General features: G+C 34.0%; 18 protein-coding genes and 1 pseudogene. 11 read left to right on the top strand and 8 right to left on the bottom strand.

What is annotated here, in order from left to right; all coding sequences use genetic code 11:
* Positions 1-255: 255 nt before the first annotated feature.
* From cydB to sucC, 4 genes are all read right to left on the bottom strand, one after another.
* Entirely contained in the window at positions 256-1,392 is a 1,137-nt protein-coding gene (gene cydB, locus A9G44_RS07610) for a cytochrome d ubiquinol oxidase subunit II (protein WP_034909746.1), read from the bottom strand.
* A 12-nt stretch (positions 1,393-1,404) separates the two neighbouring features.
* On the bottom strand, positions 1,405-2,982 hold the full coding sequence (locus tag A9G44_RS07605) for a cytochrome ubiquinol oxidase subunit I (protein ID WP_065610178.1): 1,578 nt from the start codon (positions 2,980-2,982) through the stop codon (positions 1,405-1,407).
* 98 nt (positions 2,983-3,080) lie between these two features.
* The gene (gene sucD / locus A9G44_RS07600; protein ID WP_065610177.1) at positions 3,081-3,953 is read right to left on the bottom strand and encodes a succinate--CoA ligase subunit alpha; all 873 of its coding nucleotides are present in this window, start codon (positions 3,951-3,953) and stop codon (positions 3,081-3,083) included.
* Between the two features lie 24 nt (positions 3,954-3,977).
* Positions 3,978-5,150, bottom strand: coding sequence for an ADP-forming succinate--CoA ligase subunit beta (sucC, locus tag A9G44_RS07595; protein ID WP_034909752.1), 1,173 nt, complete (start codon positions 5,148-5,150; stop codon positions 3,978-3,980).
* A gap of 178 nt (positions 5,151-5,328) precedes the next feature.
* On the opposite strand from sucC, the gene fldA reads away from it, so the two are divergent.
* The 5 genes from fldA (at position 5,329) to cls (ending at position 8,938) form a co-directional block, all read left to right on the top strand.
* On the top strand, positions 5,329-5,841 hold the full coding sequence (gene fldA / locus A9G44_RS07590) for a flavodoxin FldA (RefSeq protein WP_034909753.1): 513 nt from the start codon (positions 5,329-5,331) through the stop codon (positions 5,839-5,841).
* A 79-nt stretch (positions 5,842-5,920) separates the two neighbouring features.
* Positions 5,921-6,379 (top strand): ferric iron uptake transcriptional regulator, encoded by a 459-nt coding sequence (fur, locus tag A9G44_RS07585; protein WP_034909755.1) that lies wholly within the window; start codon positions 5,921-5,923, stop codon positions 6,377-6,379.
* A gap of 66 nt (positions 6,380-6,445) precedes the next feature.
* Entirely contained in the window at positions 6,446-6,988 is a 543-nt protein-coding gene (locus tag A9G44_RS07580) for an inner membrane-spanning protein YciB (protein WP_065610175.1), read from the top strand.
* A gap of 24 nt (positions 6,989-7,012) precedes the next feature.
* Positions 7,013-7,468: an acyl-CoA thioester hydrolase YciA gene (gene yciA / locus A9G44_RS07575; protein ID WP_065610172.1), complete on the top strand. Its 456-nt coding sequence runs from the start codon at positions 7,013-7,015 to the stop codon at positions 7,466-7,468.
* A gap of 6 nt (positions 7,469-7,474) precedes the next feature.
* Complete coding sequence (gene cls, locus A9G44_RS07570) at positions 7,475-8,938, top strand: cardiolipin synthase (protein ID WP_065610171.1); 1,464 nt, start codon at positions 7,475-7,477, stop codon at positions 8,936-8,938.
* Positions 8,939-8,976: 38 nt separating this feature from the next.
* On the opposite strand, the gene cpdA is transcribed toward cls, so the two are convergent.
* Together cpdA and nudF are read right to left on the bottom strand one after the other, a co-directional pair.
* Positions 8,977-9,807 (bottom strand): 3',5'-cyclic-AMP phosphodiesterase, encoded by an 831-nt coding sequence (cpdA, locus tag A9G44_RS07565; RefSeq protein ID WP_034909761.1) that lies wholly within the window; start codon positions 9,805-9,807, stop codon positions 8,977-8,979.
* Positions 9,808-9,973: 166 nt separating this feature from the next.
* A complete protein-coding gene (gene nudF, locus A9G44_RS07560; protein WP_065589514.1) occupies positions 9,974-10,603 on the bottom strand; it encodes an ADP-ribose diphosphatase in 630 nt (209 codons plus the stop codon).
* Between the two features lie 139 nt (positions 10,604-10,742).
* On the opposite strand from nudF, the gene tolC reads away from it, so the two are divergent.
* Positions 10,743-12,086, top strand: a complete 1,344-nt coding sequence (gene tolC / locus A9G44_RS07555) for an outer membrane channel protein TolC (protein WP_065610169.1) — start codon at positions 10,743-10,745, stop codon at positions 12,084-12,086.
* Positions 12,087-12,160: 74 nt separating this feature from the next.
* On the opposite strand, the gene A9G44_RS07550 is transcribed toward tolC, so the two are convergent.
* Entirely contained in the window at positions 12,161-13,051 is an 891-nt protein-coding gene (locus tag A9G44_RS07550; RefSeq protein WP_065610168.1) for a LysR family transcriptional regulator, read from the bottom strand.
* A gap of 108 nt (positions 13,052-13,159) precedes the next feature.
* Here A9G44_RS07550 and A9G44_RS13520 point away from each other — a divergent pair, with 108 nt between their 5' ends.
* Together A9G44_RS13520 and A9G44_RS14065 are read left to right on the top strand one after the other, a co-directional pair.
* Complete coding sequence (locus A9G44_RS13520; RefSeq protein WP_179854824.1) at positions 13,160-13,303, top strand: NAD(P)-binding domain-containing protein; 144 nt, start codon at positions 13,160-13,162, stop codon at positions 13,301-13,303.
* A gap of 47 nt (positions 13,304-13,350) precedes the next feature.
* A pseudogene (locus A9G44_RS14065) lies at positions 13,351-14,135 on the top strand (SDR family NAD(P)-dependent oxidoreductase).
* Positions 14,136-14,587: 452 nt separating this feature from the next.
* Here the strand turns inward: A9G44_RS14065 and metG are convergent.
* A complete protein-coding gene (metG, locus tag A9G44_RS07540; protein WP_065610166.1) occupies positions 14,588-16,615 on the bottom strand; it encodes a methionine--tRNA ligase in 2,028 nt (675 codons plus the stop codon).
* A gap of 252 nt (positions 16,616-16,867) precedes the next feature.
* Here metG and apbC point away from each other — a divergent pair, with 252 nt between their 5' ends.
* The 3 genes from apbC to A9G44_RS07525 all read left to right on the top strand — a co-directional run bounded on the left by apbC (position 16,868) and on the right by A9G44_RS07525 (position 20,071).
* Positions 16,868-17,941 carry an iron-sulfur cluster carrier protein ApbC gene (gene apbC, locus A9G44_RS07535; protein WP_065610164.1) on the top strand — a complete coding sequence of 358 codons (1,074 nt, stop codon included), beginning with the start codon at positions 16,868-16,870 and terminating at the stop codon, positions 17,939-17,941.
* Between the two features lie 295 nt (positions 17,942-18,236).
* The gene (tpx, locus tag A9G44_RS07530) at positions 18,237-18,749 is read left to right on the top strand and encodes a thiol peroxidase (RefSeq protein WP_065610162.1); all 513 of its coding nucleotides are present in this window, start codon (positions 18,237-18,239) and stop codon (positions 18,747-18,749) included.
* A 140-nt stretch (positions 18,750-18,889) separates the two neighbouring features.
* Positions 18,890-20,071, top strand: coding sequence for a sugar transporter (locus A9G44_RS07525; protein ID WP_065560592.1), 1,182 nt, complete (start codon positions 18,890-18,892; stop codon positions 20,069-20,071).
* Positions 20,072-20,073: the final 2 nt, after the last annotated feature.

Below are 20,073 nucleotides of genomic sequence, written 5' to 3'. Positions count from 1 at the left end.
TCTGAATATAAACTTCCCTGCACTATGATATAAAAAACAGCAAATGAAAACAATTATCATTTTCCTTTATTGCTAATATTTTACTTACTAATTAAAAAGGTGACTATTTGTCACCTTTTTATTAATTTATACTTGATATTATTTGTTATTAGTTTCTTTTTCGCTACCCCTTTCAACTAACAAACCTGTAACAGCCGATAGCATACATGCAGCAATAATTCCTATAAACCACAAAATGTAATACATAATAGTTCCTTAATAAAGAGAATGTTTATTATTTTCAATATGATTTTTATCTAGTCTTCCAAACATTTTGATATATGACCAAATAGTGTATATAAGGACAATAGGTAAAAATATAAGAACCACAATAAACATAATATTAAGTGTTAATTGGCTTGATGATGCATCCCATATTGTTAAACTTGCATTTGGCATAATGCTTGAAGGCATAATAAATGGAAAAGTTGCAATACCATAGGTAAATAAAACACAGGCAATTGTTAATACTGATGAAATAAATACTAATGCATTTTTGTTTAGACTAGAAAAAAGAATAGTAAGCAGTGGTAACACCATACCTAAAACAGGGACTATCCATAAAACTGGATAATTCAGATAGTTATCTAACCATGAAGCATCAGTAGAAACTGTTTTAGTCAATGGATTAGATGCTGCATTATAATCAATCACACTGGTAACTTCATAACCATGAATGCCAAATGCAACCCAAACTCCAGCCAAAACAAATGCAATTAACATTACTAAGCTAGCAATTTGTGTAGCCTTTCTGGCTCTTAAATAAAGTTCCCCTGATGTTTTCATTTGTAACCAAGCACCACCATGAGCAACAAATAACATTAAGCTAACAACGCCAGTCAACAATGCAAAAGGATTAAGCAAACCAAAGAAGTTACCATCATAAAATACACGATAAGAGTTATCAAATCGGAAAGGAACACCTTCTAATAAGTTACCAAAAGCAACACCAAAAACTAATGCTGGCACAAAGCTACCTGCAAAAATACCAGCATCCCATAAATTACGCCATTTTGAATTTTCTAGTTTACTACGATAATCAAAACCAATTGGTCTAAAAAATAGCGCACAAAGAACTAAAATCATTGCAATATAAAAACCAGAAAACGACGCAGCGTATACCATTGGCCAAGCAGCAAATATTCCTGCACCAGCAGTAATTAACCATACTTGGTTACCATCCCAATGAGGAGCAATTGCATTAATCATAATGCGACGTTCTGTATCAGTCTTACCAATAAATGGTAATAAAATACCGACGCCCATATCAAACCCATCTGTTACAACAAAACCGATTAAAACAACACTAATCAGCACCCACCAGATGACGCGTACAATCTCGTAATCAATCATTGTGTATACTCCCTATGACCTATCTGTTACTGGTTGTGTTTTTTCGTAATGATAATTGCCTGTACCTAAAGAACTTGGTCCTAAGCGAGCAAACTTAAACATTAAGAATAATTCAGCAATTAAGAATAGTGTATAAAGTCCACAAATAAGAACCATAGTGAATAACACTTCACCAGCTGTTAATGATGAATTTGCTACTCCAGTCGGTAAGATGTCTTGAATTGCCCAAGGTTGACGTCCATACTCGGCAACAAACCAACCTGACTCACATGCCAGCCAAGGGAACGGTAAAAAAAGAATTAATATGCGGTGTAACCAACGCTTTTCACCAATTTTATTTTTATAAGTGGTCCATAAAGCAAACCCAGTCCCCAAAATCATTAATACACCAAGGCCAACCATAACTCTGAAAGCCCAGAATAGAGGCCAAACTGTAGGAATTGAGTCTTCTGCCGCAGCCTTTATATGCTCTTCAGTAGCCTGAGGTATAGCCAAATTATCACGATCAGTAAAACGCTTGACTAAATAACCATAACCTAAATCAGACTTATTATCTTCAAAAGCTTTCAGTACATTAGGGTCTTGATTACCCTGATGGATCTTCTCCAAATTGCTATAGGCCAATATCCCATTGCGAATTCTTTTTTCATTATTTGCTAAAATATCTTTTAATCCTGTTACTTGAGTATCAAGTGAACGAGTGGTCATTATTCCCATAACATATGGGATCTCTATTGCAAACAAATTTTCTTTATTGCTTTGTGATGGAAAAGCAATAACATTAAATGATGCTGGAGCAGATTGAGTTTCCCATTCTGCTTCAATTGCTGCAAGTTTAGCTGGCTGAACAGTTGTCATCTCATGACCTGCTTCATCACCCATAATCGCCACAACGATTGACATAATAAATCCAAATGTGGCTGCAACAGCGAAAGATCGTTTGGCAAAGGCAACATCACGTTTTTTTAACAAATAGTAAGAGCTAATACTTAAAATAAAAATAGCACCTGTTAAATAACCTGCTGCAACAGTATGAACAAATTTATATTGGGCAACTGTATTAGTAATTAACTCATAGAAATTAGCCATTTCCATGCGTGAATTAATAGGGTTAAATTCAGAACCTATTGGGAATTGCATCCAACCATTAGCAACTAAAATCCAAAGAGCTGAAAGGTTAGAACCAAATGCGACACACCAAGTCACCATTAAATGTTTACCACGGCTTAATCTATCCCAGCCAAAGAAAAACAAACCTACCATGGTTGATTCTAAAAAGAATGCCATTAAACCTTCAATAGCTAACGGTGCACCAAAAATATCTCCCACATAATGCGAATAATAAGACCAGTTAGTACCAAATTGAAATTCCATGGTTAAACCTGTTGCGACACCTACTGCAAAGTTGATACCAAACAGTTTACCCCAGAATTTTGTCATATCTTTCCAGACTTGCTTACCACTAACAACGTATACCGTTTCCATAATTGCTAGCATAAACGCTAATCCTAGCGTTAATGGAACAAAAATAAAATGATACATTGCAGTAAGAGCAAACTGGAGCCGTGAAAGTTCTACTATATCTAGCATAAACGCTCCCTAATCCTTAAATGCTCACAAATTTCTACGTTATTGCCAAGCATTATACACCGATAATCACAGAATAAAATTGATATACATCAAAAAATTTATATTTTGAGTTGTTTTTTTACTGCATCACCTATATCGGTAAGGCTTGTTACAACTGTAATACCTGCAGATTGCAATGCTTTAGATTTTTCTACCGCTGTTCCTTTCTTTCCTGAAATAATTGCACCTGCATGCCCCATACGTTTTCCTGATGGAGCTGAAACACCAGCAATATAAGCTATAACAGGTTTAGTTACATGTTTTTTAACATATTCAGCTGCTTCTTCTTCAGCACTACCACCAATTTCACCTATCATTACAATAACTTCAGTTTTAGGATCTTGCTCAAGCAATGCTAAAATAGAAATAAAATCACTACCAGGTATAGGGTCACCTCCTATACCTATACATACGGATTGCCCTAAACCAATATCCGTTGTTTGTTTAACCGCTTCATAAGTTAACGTTCCAGAACGCGAAACAATGCCAACCTTTCCTACACGATGAATATGTCCAGGCATAATACCAATTTTACATTCATCAGGAACAATAATACCCGGGCAATTTGGTCCAATCATTACAACATTATTTTGTTGTAATTTTGCCTTAACAACAAGCATATCTAGAGTTGGAATACCTTCGGTAATACAGACTATTAGTTTAATGCCTGCATCAATCGCTTCCAAAATAGAATCCTTACCAAATGCTGCTGGCACATAAATAACACTAGCTGTTGCACCAGTTGCAACAACCGCTTCTTTAACAGTATTAAAAACAGGTAAACCTAAATGGGTTGTTCCTCCTTTACCTGGTGTCACACCACCAACTAACTTAGTACCATAGGCAAGCGCTTGTTCAGAATGAAAAGTTCCCTGACTACCAGTAAATCCTTGACAGATAACTTTTGTTTCTTTATTAACTAAAATTGACATAATAACTATTCTCCATGCGTCCTATTATTTGGCAACAGCAACAATTTTTTGGGCCGCATCTAGTAAACTTTCGGCAGTAATAACATTTAATTTACTTTTAGCTAAAATTTCTCGAGCAAGCTGTGCATTGTTACCTTCAAGGCGAACAACAACAGGAACAGTAAGACCTATTTCTTTAATTGCACTAATAATTCCATCGGCAATTAAATCGCAACGAACAATACCACCAAAAATATTAACTAAAATCGCTTTCACGTTTTTGTCAGATAATATCAACTTAAATGCTTCAGCAACACGCTCTTTCGTTGTGCCACCACCAACGTCCAAAAAGTTAGCTGGCGAACCACCATGTAGTTTAATAATATCCATGGTTGCCATCGCAAGACCTGCACCATTAACCATACAACCAATATTGCCATTTAATGATACATAGCTAATGCCTTGTTTTGCGGCAATTGACTCACGTTCATCTTCTTGAGTTGTGTCCCTTAAAATATTTAAATTAGGATGTCTAAAAATAGCATTATCATCTAACACAACTTTTGCGTCCAAACAAATTAGCTCATCGGAATCAGTAATCACTAATGGATTAACTTCAGCTAATGAAACATCATTTTCTAAAAATAGTTTTGCAAAATTAACAAATAACTTTGTAAATTGATTAATTAATTTACCTGTTAATCCCAATTTGAACGCAAGTTCACGCCCTTGGTAAGCACAAGGGCCAGTTAACGGGTCAAGTGAAGTTTTATAAATTAAATATGGTGTTTTTTCAGCAACGCTTTCAATATCAACACCACCTTCTGTCGAAGCCATAATTACTACACGCTTGGAACTACGATCGACCACTGCTCCTAAATAAAGTTCTTTCTGAATATTAGACGCTTTTTCAATTAAAATCTTATTAACTGGTTGACCTTTATCGGTGGTTTGATAAGTAACTAGATTTTGCCCTAACCATTTTTCAGCAAATTGCATTATTTCACTATAGTTTTGAGTACAAATAACACCACCAGCTTTACCCCTTCCCCCTGCATGAACTTGACATTTAGCAACCCAAGCTCCTAAATTTGTCCCTGAAGATAATTCAGCTAATGTATCTTGTATTTCACCGATTGAGTTACAAACATACCCTTCAGGTACAGGCAAATTATATTGTTTAAAAAGATATTTAGATTGATACTCATGCAAATTCATAATGAAATTCCACAGCCTAATTTAATATAAAAAATAGGCAATAATTTTAATGCAAGATAAATAAATTGTATAGCACATAATAACTTATGTTCTGTGTAATTTAGAATTATTGCTGATAATAAGTGACAATGATATACTCCTAAAATATTTTAATATCATAGATAGTAAAGGTACAAATATGAAACAAGTTGGTATTTTTTTTGGTAGTGATACAGGTAATACAGAAAATGTAGCAAAGCAAATCCAACTCATTTTAGGTAGTGACAAAGCTGATCTTTTCGACATTGCAAAAGCCACTAAAGAAAACATTGAACAATACGATTACCTATTTTTCGGTATTCCAACTTGGTACTATGGTGAATCTCAAGCTGACTGGGATGACTTTTTTCCCAATTTAGAAAAAATTGATTTTAGTGGTAAAACAGTGGCTATCTTTGGTTGTGGCGATCAAGAAGACTATGCAGAATATTTCTGTGATGCTATGGGAACACTCCGCGATATTATTGAACCTAAAGGAGCCAAAATTGTTGGACACTGGTCAACCGAAGGTTATAGTTTCGAAGCATCTAAAAGCTTAATTGATGACACTCATTTCATTGGTTTAGCCATTGATGAAGATCGTCAACCAGAATTAACTGAAGAACGTATTAACAATTGGGTAAATCAAGTCAAAACAGAAATGAAAATTTAGTCTATTGAATTGATTTCTTTTATTTACCGTACATAGTTCCTATAATGAATTATGATCAATAAATTAATTGGGAAGTAATATGACAAATCATGATAATGATAATAACGAAGCACTCAAAAGTGCTGGTTTAAAGGTTACGTTACCACGATTAAAGATTTTAGAATTATTACGAGATCCTTCATGCCAACACATTACTGTAGAAGATCTTTACAAAAAACTACTTAATATGGGGGAGGAAATTGGACTTGCAACAGTTTACCGTGTTTTGAATCAATTTGATGATGCTGGAATTGTTACTCGTCATAACTTTGAAGGTGGCAAAGCAGTATTTGAACTAGCAACACAACAACATCATAATCATTTAATTTGTTTAGATTGTGGCGAAGTATTTGAGTTTCGTGATGATATTATCAATGCTAGACAAAAAGAGATTGCCGAACAATATGGTGTTAATTTAACTTTTCACAGTTTATATCTATATGGCCATTGCCAGTCGGGTGATTGCAAAGCCCATCCCGAACTTCATCACAAAAAATAAGCCTATTCCAATAGGCTTTTTATTTAGAATATATCAATTCATCTTTAGTGCTAGGACAATAATTGAATGAAACAACTTTTAAATTTTATTCCTCTTGTATTCTTTTTTGTATTTCTAACCAAGTATGATATTTTTGTTGGCGTTCAAGCATTAATGATTGCTGCTACCTTGTGTTTTCTTCTTGTTCTAATTTTATATAGAAAATTAGATAAAGTAGAACTAATTTCTTATCTGATGGTTATGGTTTTTGGTGGATTCACACTCTATATGCGTGATCCTAATATCATAAAATGGAAAGTAACTATTATTAATTTCTTATTTGCCTCAGCCCTATTAGTTAGCCAATTTTTTTTCAAAAAAAACCTACTTCAGACAATGTTAGGTAAAGAAATACAACTAGAGACCAACATATGGAATAAATTAAATTTATTATGGATCTTCTTTTTTATATTATGTGGCACCATTAGTTTAGGAGCGACCTATTACATGACAGATGATTTCTTTTGGATATTTAAAGTATTTATTTTACCTGGTGCATCCTTACTATTATCGTTGATATCAGGTATCTATATCTATAAAAATATGAATAAAGATACCGAAAATAAATAAATTGTACATACGGAGTAATTTAGCATGACACAAAATATAGCCCCTAAAGGTCAATTAGTACTTAGAACGCTAGCAATGCCTGCTGACACTAATCCGCATGGTCACATTTTTGGTGGATGGATAATGTCTCAAATGGATCTCGCTGGAGGTATTTTATCAAAAGAAATAGCCAGAAATCGAGTTGTAACCGTTAATGCTAGTAGTATTACATTTTACAAGCCCGCAATGGTAGGAGATGTTGTTTGTTGTTATGCTCATTGCATCAAAACTGGAAAAACCTCTATCACAATTGGTATTGAAGTTTGGATTAAAAAAGTCATAGATACATCGGATTCAACACAACGGTTTTGCATAACAGATGCCGTATTCACATATGTTTCAGTAGATAAACATAATAATCCAAAACCATTACCTGAAGTATTTCAAAATTATGATTGTACTAAAGATCCAATAACCAAGTTAAACCTAACTGATAGCTAATTAAATATGCAATTTACCTCATTTCATGCATTAATTAGTACTTTGATCTTCCTTATTTATTGGTTGATCATTGTTTCAACAACTTTACGGATTGTCTTTAAGCGAAGACCGACAACTTATGTTATTGCATGGATGCTGGTTATTTATATTTTACCGCTTGTCGGTGTGATTCTTTATTTTTCACTGGGCGAAGCTCACTTAGGTCAGCAACGAGTTAAACGCGCACAAAAAATGCGCCCGACTATTTCCAAGTTTATTAACCAACTAAGTGACTTTCCTGACATATTCACCAACAAAGTCAGCCAAGTCAGCAAACCAATTTTTCAGCTTTGTAAACATCAAACTGGTCTTGATGGAATTAATGGCAATCATATTGAGTTACTGAGTGAAACAAACATAATTTTTAACCGTTTAATTGATGATATAAATCATGCGACATCAAATATCGAAATGGTATTTTATATATGGAATGAAGGTGGTCGTGCTGATGATGTCGAGCAAGCACTTATTCAAGCAACTAAACGAGGTGTAACTTGCCGATTAATGGTTGATTCTGCTGGTAGCAGACATTTTATTAAAAGTAATGCTAGTAAAAGAATGCGTGCTGCAGGCATCATCATTGTCGAAGCCTTACAAGTAAATTTACTTCGATTTATGTTTAGGCGATTAGACTTACGTCAACACCGCAAAGTAGCTATTATCGATAACTATATATCTTATACTGGTAGTATGAATATTGTCGATCCGCTTTTCTTTAAACAAAATAAACATGTTGGCAAATGGGTTGATATCATGGTCAGAATGAATGGTCCCGTTACAACCCTTATGGGTGCCTTATATGCCAGTGATTGGGAATTAGAAACTGGCAAATATTTATCACTACCGAAAATTACTGATTTCGCTGAACCACCTGAAGATAATAAACACATTATGCAATTAATCGCATCGGGTCCAGGTTATATGGAAAACATGATCCACCAAGTATTATTAACAGCAATTTATTCGGCACAAGACCAAATTATTTTCACTACACCTTATTTAGTACCAAGTGATGATATTTTACATGCTGTATGCACAGCTGCACAGCGAGGTGTTGAAGTCATTATCATCATTCCCAAAAATAATGACTCACTAATGGTTAAATGGGCAAGCCGAGCTTTTTTTGCTGAATTATTAAATGGTGGAGTAAAACTCTATCAATTCAATGATAATTTGCTACATACCAAAAGTGTTTTAATTGACAATCAATTAAGTCTTGTCGGTACTGTCAATTTAGATATGCGCAGTTTATGGCTTAATTTTGAAATTACAACTGTGATTGATGATGCAGAGTTCGCTAAATCTTTATCAAATCTTTTACAAAAATATTTATCTAATTCAGATGAAATAAACACCAAAGAGTGGAATCAACGCCCTATTTGGCAACGCATAGTCGAGCGGCTTTTTTACTTTTTCGCACCTTTGTTGTAATTATTAACCTACTTTAAACTTATTATAATTACTAACTACTAATAACCATTTTGAGAAACATCTGGCAAAAACTGATTATCCTTTAATCGATAAACATCACTATCAATAGAACCATCAATATTAAGTGTGATTTCTCGCCAACCCGGTGCATCGTCACTTGATAATTGAAAATCATAACATTCAGGTTTAAATTGAAAGCAAGTTGAAGGAGTTGAAAATGCCTTACAATTATGCCACACATAATCTTGTTTTTGATGAATGTGTCCCCACCCAATTCCTTTTACATTGGGATGTTTTTGAATAATTTTCTCTAACTGGTCACTATTTTTTAAAATATGATGATCTAACCAATAGCAACCAGAATTAACTGGATGGTGGTGTAAAAAAACTAATGCGTCTCTATATGGATGTTCAGTTAAAACATTATGTAAAAACTTGAGTTCAGATTCAGGTAAAAAACCATAAGCCTGACCAGAAACTTGGCTATTCAATAAAATAATCAGCCACTTATCTCCTAACAAAACTGCTTTATTGTCAGCAAAATGATAATTTGCAAACACATCTTGCATATACGCATAATTATCATGATTGCCAGCCAACCACACACAAGGGGTATCAAACTTAATTATTTGTTCGGCAAAACGCGCATAAGCTTTTTTAGAACCATCTTGTACAAAGTCACCCGTTGCGACAATTAAATCAAACTTTTTATTACTACGTTCAACTTCATTTATAACCGCTAGAAAGCTTGCATTAGAATTAACACCAAGCAATGAAGCATTGTCATCAGCAAAAAGATGAGTATCAGTTATATGTAATATTTTACCGTAATTTTTATTACAGATTGGAAGTTTTAGAAATGACTCCAAAATTCACCCCAATTGTCTATTAATCTATAATCATGGTTAATAATGTCAACAACACAATAGACATTGTGACTGAAAAAACAGTTTATTATAAATCCTAGCATTCTATTAAAGTGTAAAATAGTTCTCACATTTATGAAAGAAATAATTAAAAATGATGCCTAAAAAGTTATTTCCACTCTTTTCTTAAGAGCTCATGATTAAGTTCTAACCACTGAAGCGCAATAATTGATGCAGCATTGTTAATCACTCCATCTTTAACCCATTGATAAGCTTGAGTTCGACTTACTACATGAACTTTAATATCTTCACTTTCTTCGTCAAGACCATGAATGCCTTCAGCGGTTGATGAGTCAACTTCACCCACCAAAATGTGCAATTGTTCAGTTAAACCTCCAGGAGATGCTAAATAACTGATGATGGGTTTACATCGACCAATAACAACTCCCGCCTCCTCCATTGCTTCACGTCTTGCTACTTCTTCAAATGATTCATTCTCATGATCCATCATACCGGCAATAAGTTCCAGTATCCAAGGACTATCTTGGGTTTCAATCGCAGCAATCCGGATTTGCTCAATTAGCACAACTTCATCACGTTTTACATCATATGCTAAAAGTACAACCGCTTGCCCACGCTCTAAAATTTCACGAGTTACAATCTCACTAATTGAACCATCAAATTTTCGATATTGAAAACGATATTCAAGCAAAGAAAAAAAACCTTTGTACAAGATTCGTTTTGTTAAATTAAACACATCATTTTTGTCAAAATTTACCAGACTGTTTTTAATTTTCATAAAAGTTCCCGAATTTAAACTGAATTTGAATAAAAAGTGCGAATGACACACAAACTATACTTACTATATACTAATTATCTGTTAAAATTACGCCATTAAAAATACTACTATATTTTAATGATTTTTAAAGAGAAGATTGATGAAAAAAACCTTAACCTTTTTAATTGGCTTAGCGTTAAGCCAATCTGTCTTTGCTGAAAATTTGATACAAGTTTATGAACAAGCAAAAGAAACTAACCCAGATCTACGCAGTTCATTAGCTGAAAAAAATAAAGCATACGCAGCAATTTCAGGTTCTCGAGCAAGTTTACTACCACAAGTTGGTTTAAGTGCTTCCTATGGTGTTACTCATGGTCGACGTGATACAAGTGGAGTAAAATCTAAAAGTGGCAACTTATACCAAGTCGCATTATCTCAAAGCATTTTTAATTTCTCAAATTGGAAAGCCTTAGATATTACTAAAAAACAAGCAAGTATTGCCGATATTGCCTATCAATACCAAGGTCAAACATTAATCTTAAATACTTCTGTCGCTTATTTTAATGTATTAAAAGCACTTGATGCATTAAGCTTTATTGATGCACAGAAAAAAGCAATTGGCCGTCAGTTAGAACAAACGCGTCAACAACATCAAGTTGGTTTAGTTGCAATCACTGATGTACAAAACGCTCAAGCTAACTATGACTTAACTGTTGCACAACAAGTTAATGCATTAAATGATCTAAATAATGCCATTGAAGCATTGCGACAAGTAAGTGGTCGTTTTTATTCAAGTTTAGCAAGTGTCAATACCAATACATTTAAAACAGAATCGCCAGCACAAATCAGCGCACTGTTAAAACAATCTGAAAAATCTAATCTTAATTTATTAACAATGAGGTTAAATCAAGACATAGCGCGTGAACAAATCAAACTCTCACAGGCAGGACATTTACCTACAGCAAGTTTAGATGCATCAACTAATTTGAATAAAACTGATAGATACGGTAATAGCGTAGGGACTGGTGCTCATGGTAAATCTTATTCAGGGAATAACTATGTTGGCGTCAGTGTAAACCTACCTATCTTTTCAGGTGGTGCAACAATGTCTAAAGTTGAGCAAGCACAACAAAATTACGTCAGTTTTAGCGAAAAATTAGAAAGCACCAATCGAGGTGTAATTAATCAAGTCCGCTCATCATACAATAATATTTCATCATCAATAAGTGCCATCAAAGCTTATCAACAAGCAGTAGTTTCTGCACAAAGTTCATTAGAAGCAACCAATTCTGAGTACCAAGCTGGAACAAGAACAATTGTTGACGTATTAAATGCAACAACTCAACTATACAGTTCTAAACGAAATTTATCAGATGCAAAATATAACTATTTAACCAGTTTACTACAATTAAAATATGCAGTAGGAACTTTAACTGCTAATGATTTAGTTTATCTAAACAATATGTTAGGTAAAGAAGTAAGCACTTTAGCTACAATAAAATAATTGTAGAATCAATTATGGTAATTATAAAGAAGGCGAGCAAATCGCCTTTTTTATTATGCATAAAAACAAACCTATTACGATATTGCATTCAACACAAATTCAATAAATGCTTTTAGTTTTGGTGGTTGCTGACGATCAGCAGTATAAAGCATATTAAGCGGCTTGGCAGGTGGTAAAAATTTTTGTAATATGGGAAATAATTTTTTCTGCTTAATTGGTTCTTGTAACATAGATTCTGGCAACATGGTGATACCTAGTCCTTCAATCGCAGCTATCGCTAACGCTGAAGTCTGATTACTTTTAAATGTCCCTGATATAGGTATATTGACTATTTCACCATTAATCATAAACGACCAAACATGATCTTTTTTATTCTGATTCACATATTGGTAAATCAAGCATTGATGCTTTTTCAAATCATCAGGTATTAATGGAACACCATATTGCGCTAAATAATCTGGTGAGGCAGCAAAAATAAGTTGATGAGGATTAAGTTTACGAGCAATAAGGCCTGAATCACTCAAATCACCAATCCGAAAAGCGATATCAAAACCGTCCTTAATTAAATCGACATAACGATCACTTAATTGTATATCGACACTAATTTTGGGATAACACTTCATAAAACTACTAATTAATGGCACTAAAGTAAAATTACCAAAAGTAAATGGTGCACTAATTCTAAGCACACCACTAGGTTTATCTAAAAACTGTTGCGCAAGCATAGAGGTGGCTTTAACTTCACCTAAAATACTCACACAGCGCTCATAATACTGCTTACCAAATTCAGTAAGATTTTGTGAACGTGTTGTTCGATTAAGTAACTTTAACCCTAATTGCGTTTCTAAAAAAAGAATATATTTCGCAACCATTTGCGGAGAGATATTTAATGAAATAGATGCCGATGCAAATGAACCTGTCTTCACAGTCAATACAAATGCCTTCATACTTCTAAAAAGATCCATATTACCAATCCACAGTTGTTAATAAAACAAATTGAAAAACATTTATCAATTTTTATTTTGCAAATATCATAGCATAAATCAAGTAAACACAAAAAAAGGAGCAAATAGATGAAAAAAATCGGCATTATAGGGTTAGGATTTGTAAGTCAAGCCTACACAACATTATTTATGCGCGCAGGTTATCAAGTTATGTTAAGTAATTCTAGAGAGAAAAACACGTTAGTTACATTTATCATATATTCAATAGGTTGAATGATTTTAATTAAATACAGATATTTGAAATATTAGAGGAAATAAAAATGACCAATACACATAAAAAATATACCGCCATAACCGGTGCTAGTTCATGCATAGGTTATGCAGCCGCTATTGTTTTTGCAAAACGAAATAAAAACCTTATTGTTATTGCAAGAAGACAAGAAAATTTGGAACTTTTACAACAAGAAATTGCAAAATTGCCCCAGCATTAGACGTAATTATAAAACTTTGTGATTTATCACAACCAACCAACGCTTATTCCCTTTTTAATGATTTAGACAGCTATTTATTGAAACATGGATTAATAATGCCGGTTTTGGTCATTACGGCAGTGTTAGTGATCAAGATTTAGTAAAAATAGAATCAATGCTTCATTTAAATATTGAAACCCTAACGATTTTTTTCAACACTGTATGTACGTAAATATCAAAATGAACCCGAAACACAACTAATAAACATCTCCTCCCGAGGCGTGTATACTCTCGTTCCTAATGCGGTAACTTATTGCGCAACAAAATTCTATGTCAATGCTTTTACTGAAGGGCTAGCACAGGAATTAAAGCAAGCTAACGCACAATTAACCGCAAAGGTATTGGCTCCCGCTGCAACAAAAACGGAATTTGGTGAAAAAGCCAATAATGTTAGTGAATACAACTACGATGCAACTTTTACCAAGAACCATACAGCAAAGCAAATGGCCGAATTTTTACTGGCTTTATACGATAGCAACAAAATTATTGGTGAGATTAATACTAAAGATTTCTCTTTTTCACTAAAAGACAGCATATTTCCTTATTCAGGAAATCCGTCAGAAAATCAAAAGTAAGAAAATAATGAATTTACAAGTAATGTTAAACCAAACAGTAAAATATGAATTTTAACAAAATTGAGCTTTGGCAATCGTTATTTTGATTGCCAATTTCAGGATAAAAAGAAAAATATAGCATATTGATTTAAAGTGAAATTTTATTTACTTCGATCAAAAAATGGTGTTTAAATGAAATTGGGCGCCAGATATGGAATAGGTTTCTAAGTGTAAACGGAAAGGCTTTTATAGGCTTTTTAAAAAGTTTAAGCAACCAACCATCAGTACCCTCAAACGACATAAATTCAAAACTGGAATGGCAACATATTTATAATAAAAAAACAGCCCCAAAAAACAAAAGCTACAATTATTTATCAAATAAGCAAATTTTATACTGAAACGCATAGTTTCCTGAAACATCTTAACAAGCGTATTAACTTGTTAAGATGTGACTTCTATAATAAAGGTATCAATTACGAAATTCGCATTCCTGGTTTAGCACCACTATCTGGTGATAGTAGGTACACACCTTCATCATCACCTTTACCACTCGCACAAAGCACCATACCTTCAGAAATACCAAAGCGCATTTTACGAGGAGCTAAGTTAGCAATCATAATAGTTAAACGCCCAATTAACACCTCTGGGTCAGGATAAAACTGCTTGATACCTGAAAACACATTACGGGTTTCGTCACCAATATCAAGCGTTAATTGAAGTAATTTATCGGATCCTTCAACAAAGCAAGCATGTTTAATTAAAGCAACGCGCATATCGACTTTAGCAAAATCATCAAAATTAATCGTGTCAGCGATAGGCTCTGCAACTTTAGGTTTTGCCGGTTGGGCTAATGCAGCTTGTTGTTTTGTTTCTTCAATCATGTTTGTAATTTTATCCATATCAATACGATTAAATAAAGCTTTAAACTGATTAATTTTATGACTTGTTAAAGCATTATCAATTTCATTCCATTCTAATTTGCTATTTAAAAATGCTTCTGTACGTTCAGCCAATGAAGGCACAATTGGTTTTAAATAGGTCATTAAGATGCGGAATAAGTGAATTCCCATTGAGCAAATATCTTGCAACACTTGATCTTGCCCTTCTTGTTTAGCAACCACCCAAGGTGCCTTTTCGTCAATATAGCGGTTAGCTTCGTCAGCAAGTGCCATAATTTCACGAATTGCCTTGCCTGATTCGCGTTGTTCAAAATAGTCAGCAATCACTTCTGCTTTTTCAACAAACAAGGAATACAGTTCAGGCTCTGCCACTTTATCTGATAATTTGCCGCCAAAGCGTTTATAAATAAAACCAGCCGAACGCGAAGCAATATTAACAACTTTATTAACTAAATCACTATTTACACGTTGAACAAAGTCTTCTAAATTTAAGTCAATATCATCAATGTGTGACGACAATTTAGCCGCATAATAATAACGTAAACAATCAGGATCTAAATGTTTTAGATAGGTACTTGCTTGAATAAAAGTACCGCGTGATTTAGACATTTTTGCACCATCAACAGTCACATAACCATGTACAAAAATATTGGAAGGCTTGCGATATTCGCTACCTTCAAGCATTGCTGGCCAAAATAAGCTGTGAAAATAAACAATATCTTTACCAATGAAGTGATACAGTTCTGTATTTGAATTTTTGTCCCAAAACTCATCAAAAATTGGTTTATTTTGTTTATTACAGTAATTTAAGAAAGATCCCATATAACCAATTGGCGCATCTAACCAAACATAAAAATACTTACCTGGAGCATCGGGGATCTCAAATCCAAAATAAGGTGCATCACGGCTAATATCCCACGGTTGTAAGCCTGATTCGAACCATTCTTGCATTTTATTAGCAACTTGATCTTGTAATGTTCCTGAGCGAATCCACTCTTGTAACATATTTGAAAAAGCAGGTAGGTCAAAAAAGAAGTGTTCAGAATCTTTCATAACAGGTGTTGCACCAGATACTACTGATTGGGGATTAATTAAATCAATTGGATTATAAGTTGCTCCGCAAACTTCACAGTTATCACCATACTGATCAGGCACTTTACAGTGTGGACAAGTACCTTTTACAAAACGGTCAGGTAAAAACATCTGTTTTTCAGGATCGAATAGCTGTGAAATAACTTTAGTTTTAATATAACCATTCGCTTTCAAACGCTTATAAATTTGCTCTGATATCTCACGATTTTCTGGGCTATGTGTTGAATGGTAATTGTCATAACTAATATTAAAGCCAGAAAAATCACGTTGATGTTCGGTTTTAACTTCACTAATCATCTGCTCTGGAGTAATCCCCAATTGCTGAGCCTTGAGCATAATTGGCGTGCCATGGGCATCGTCAGCACAAATAAAATAGATCTCATTACCACGCATACGTTGATAGCGTACCCATACATCAGCTTGAATGTGTTCCAGCATATGACCTAAGTGAATTGCACCATTGGCATAAGGAAGTGCACAAGTCACCAATATTTTGCGTTGAGTTGTCATGTTGATTTATTACCCTTTTTTACATAATGGCAGAAATAGTACATCAATCGTGGGATTATCGCTAGATTTATGCCATAATTTGATAAAATTTATATACTCAATTCATATTTCAAAACAGAAAATAATCATTTTTTATGAGGGTAAACCAATTTACTGTTTACCGCCTTATTATTTAAGGTATTTTACGCTTTTAATGCAAAGTAATTGAAAATAAAACGAGTATAAATACTAAGGCATAAAGAGATAACCACAATGAACACTGAAGTAAAAAAAATTCTTGAAAATTTTACTCATTCAACTCTACAAAAAAATTTACTTGAACTCGATGCAATAAAAAAATGCGAAATAGTTAATCACCACTTAACTATAAATTTAACAATGCCTTTCGCTTGGCAATCTACTTTTGAAGAATTGAAAAAAATAACCACTCCAGAATTGCTTAAACTTAACAGCGTTAATGAAGTTGACTGGCATATTGAATATAAAATTGCTACTTTAAAACGTGCTAATAACCAAAATGCCATTAATAATATAAAAAACATTATCGCGATAAGCTCAGGAAAAGGCGGTGTGGGCAAATCATCAACAGCTGTCAATCTTGCGCTAGCTTTACAAAAACAAGGCACTAAAGTGGGGATCTTAGATGCAGATATTTATGGTCCCTCGATCCCAACCATGCTAGGTACAGAAAACCAGCAACCATTAACACCCGATAATAAACATATGACACCAATCATGGCATATGGGCTTGCTAGTAATTCCATTGGTTATTTGGTTGATCCTAATGGTGCTATGGTATGGCGTGGACCTATGGCAAGTAAAGCACTATTACAGATTTTACAAGATACGCTTTGGCCAGAACTCGACTATCTTGTCATTGATATGCCTCCAGGCACAGGGGATATCCAATTAACCCTAGCGCAAAACATTCCAGTTACTGCTGCTGTGATTATCACAACTCCTCAAGATATTGCTTTAATCGATGCAAAAAAAGGTATTACCATGTTTAATAAAGTAAACATCCCAACACTAGGAATTATTGAAAACATGAGTTACCACATTTGCGAACATTGTGGACATCATGAGGCCATCTTTGGTGAAGGTGGCGCAAAACATTTAGCTGAGCAATATCAAACCAAATTGCTAGGGCAAATTCCACTTCAAAAAATGTTACGCCAAGATCTTGATACAGGAAAGCCCACTGTCATTAACCACCCTGATAGCGAATTTAGCCGACTTTATTATCAAATTGCAGGAAGTATTGCTAGTGAGTTATATTGGCAAGGTGAAGCGATTTTGCCTGATATTGCTTTTAAGACATTGTAACTTAAAAATCCAACTATTGGCTGTAAAAACAGCCAATACTAATTACATATCATTTCTATTAATTCGATAACTACTTAAATTTATTCATTATTTTTAACAATAACATTATTAACGATAATAGAAATCGGCTAATTCATCACTTAAAACAAATTCAAGCTATTGTTCAGAAATTGTTTTAGTTCTATATTGGAACAGTTCTAAATCTATTTATCCCTAACAAGTGCAACAACTCCAATTCATTGGAAGACATTACACTGTCAACAACGTGATTCGTCACAACACTAAGGAAACTGTTATGCAAAAAAGAGTTAATGAAGTCACCATGCGCGGAGCACCTATTACTTTGTTAGGCACACAAATTAAAGTTGGCGACACAGCGCCCAATTTTATCGTGCAAGATTTAAAAATGGAGCCCATTAAATTGTCCGATTTTAAAGGTAAAATCAGAATTATTAATTCGGTTCCATCCATTGACACCTCAGTATGTAGTGCTCAAGTGCATCGCTTTAACGTCGAAGCGGCAAAATTAAAAGACACAGTGATATTTTCAATTAGCGTCGATTTACCTTTTGCCTTAAATCGCTACTGTGCTGCTGAAGGTATTGATGCCGTTAAAGTCACCTCAGATCATAAAGAACTCAACTTTGGTTTAAAATATGGAGTTGTTATTGAAGAGTTGCGATTACTTTCTCGATCTGTATTTGTCATTGATAAAAACGACAAAATTGTTTATGTGGAATATGTTAAAGAAACCTCTTCTGAACCTGATTATGACAAAGCCCTAGCTGCAGCTAAAGCACTAGAATAAATCGCTATAATGAAACATCGCCCTCAAATACTAATATTGGTGGCGATTAAGTTTAAGATTTATTCTTAGCAACTATTTAATAGACAAACATATTCAGTTATAATCAAAAGTAATCTAATATTCCCTCCAAAATCTTAATCATGAATAATAGTATTAACCGATCTCGGGTTTGGTCATCAATTCTTTGCCTTGCATTTGCGGCATTTATTTTTAATACAACGGAATTTGTACCTGTCGGACTATTACCCAATATAGCTGAAAGCTTTTCAATGGATGTAGCTCATGCTGGATTATTACTCACCATTTATGCATGGGCTGTCTCGCTATTATCATTGCCACTCACAGTATTAACGTCAAAAATGGAACGAAGGAAGCTACTTATCCTTTTATTTTGCCTATTTATAGGTAGTCATATTTTAGCTGGAGTCGCATGGAATTTTTACAGTTTAATGATAGCAAGAATTGGTATTGCTTGTGCACATGCGGTATTTTGGGCAATTACAACACCGCTTGCAGTTCGGTTAGCGCCCAATGGTAAAAAAGCTAAAGCAATGGGCTTTATTGTTATTGGCGTATCGATGGCAACCATTCTAGGCATTCCAATTGGCACCATCATAGGACAACTCGTTGGCTGGCGCGTGACTTTTTTATGTATTGCTGGTATCGCTTTTTGCGTGATGATATTACTACTCCGCTTATTGCCTGCTGTACCAAGCATGGATATTATCTCTATCAAAAATATTCCAATGGTATTAAAACGCCCAATACTGCTAAACATTTATTTATTAATTGCCATTATTATTGCAGGTCACTTTACTGCCTATACCTATATTACGCCATTCATGAAAAATATTGGTGGATTTAATCAAAATGTTATCGTCCTTTTATTATTAGTTGTAGGTTTTTCTGGAATGATTGGTAGCGTTATTTTTGCAAAATATGCTGAAAAAAATCCAACCGCAATTTTCATCATCCCTATGCTATTACTGATTACTTGCTTATTATCGCTTTATGTATGTTCATTCACGCTTTATACTGCAATCATTCAATGTTTAATTTGGGGGCTTTCCATTACAATTATTGGAATGGTTATGCAAAGCAAAGTAATTGATGCCGCACCCGATGCCACAGATATAGCCACTTCAGTCTATTCTGGTATTTTCAATATTGGAATAGGAGGCGGTGCTTTTATAGGCAGTAAAGTATTAATTTTACTTTCAATTGATTACATTGGTTATGTTGGTGCGTGTTTTGTCATCATCGCACTATTATTATTCTACTTTTTATCTAGAAAATTATGGAATAATAAAACGGTTATTTAAAA

Origin of the sequence: Gilliamella sp. Occ4-3, assembly GCF_001690675.1 — a bacterium.
GTDB lineage: Bacteria > Pseudomonadota > Gammaproteobacteria > Enterobacterales > Orbaceae > Gilliamella > Gilliamella bombi.
This window is presented reverse-complemented; position numbering and strand designations above follow the sequence as displayed.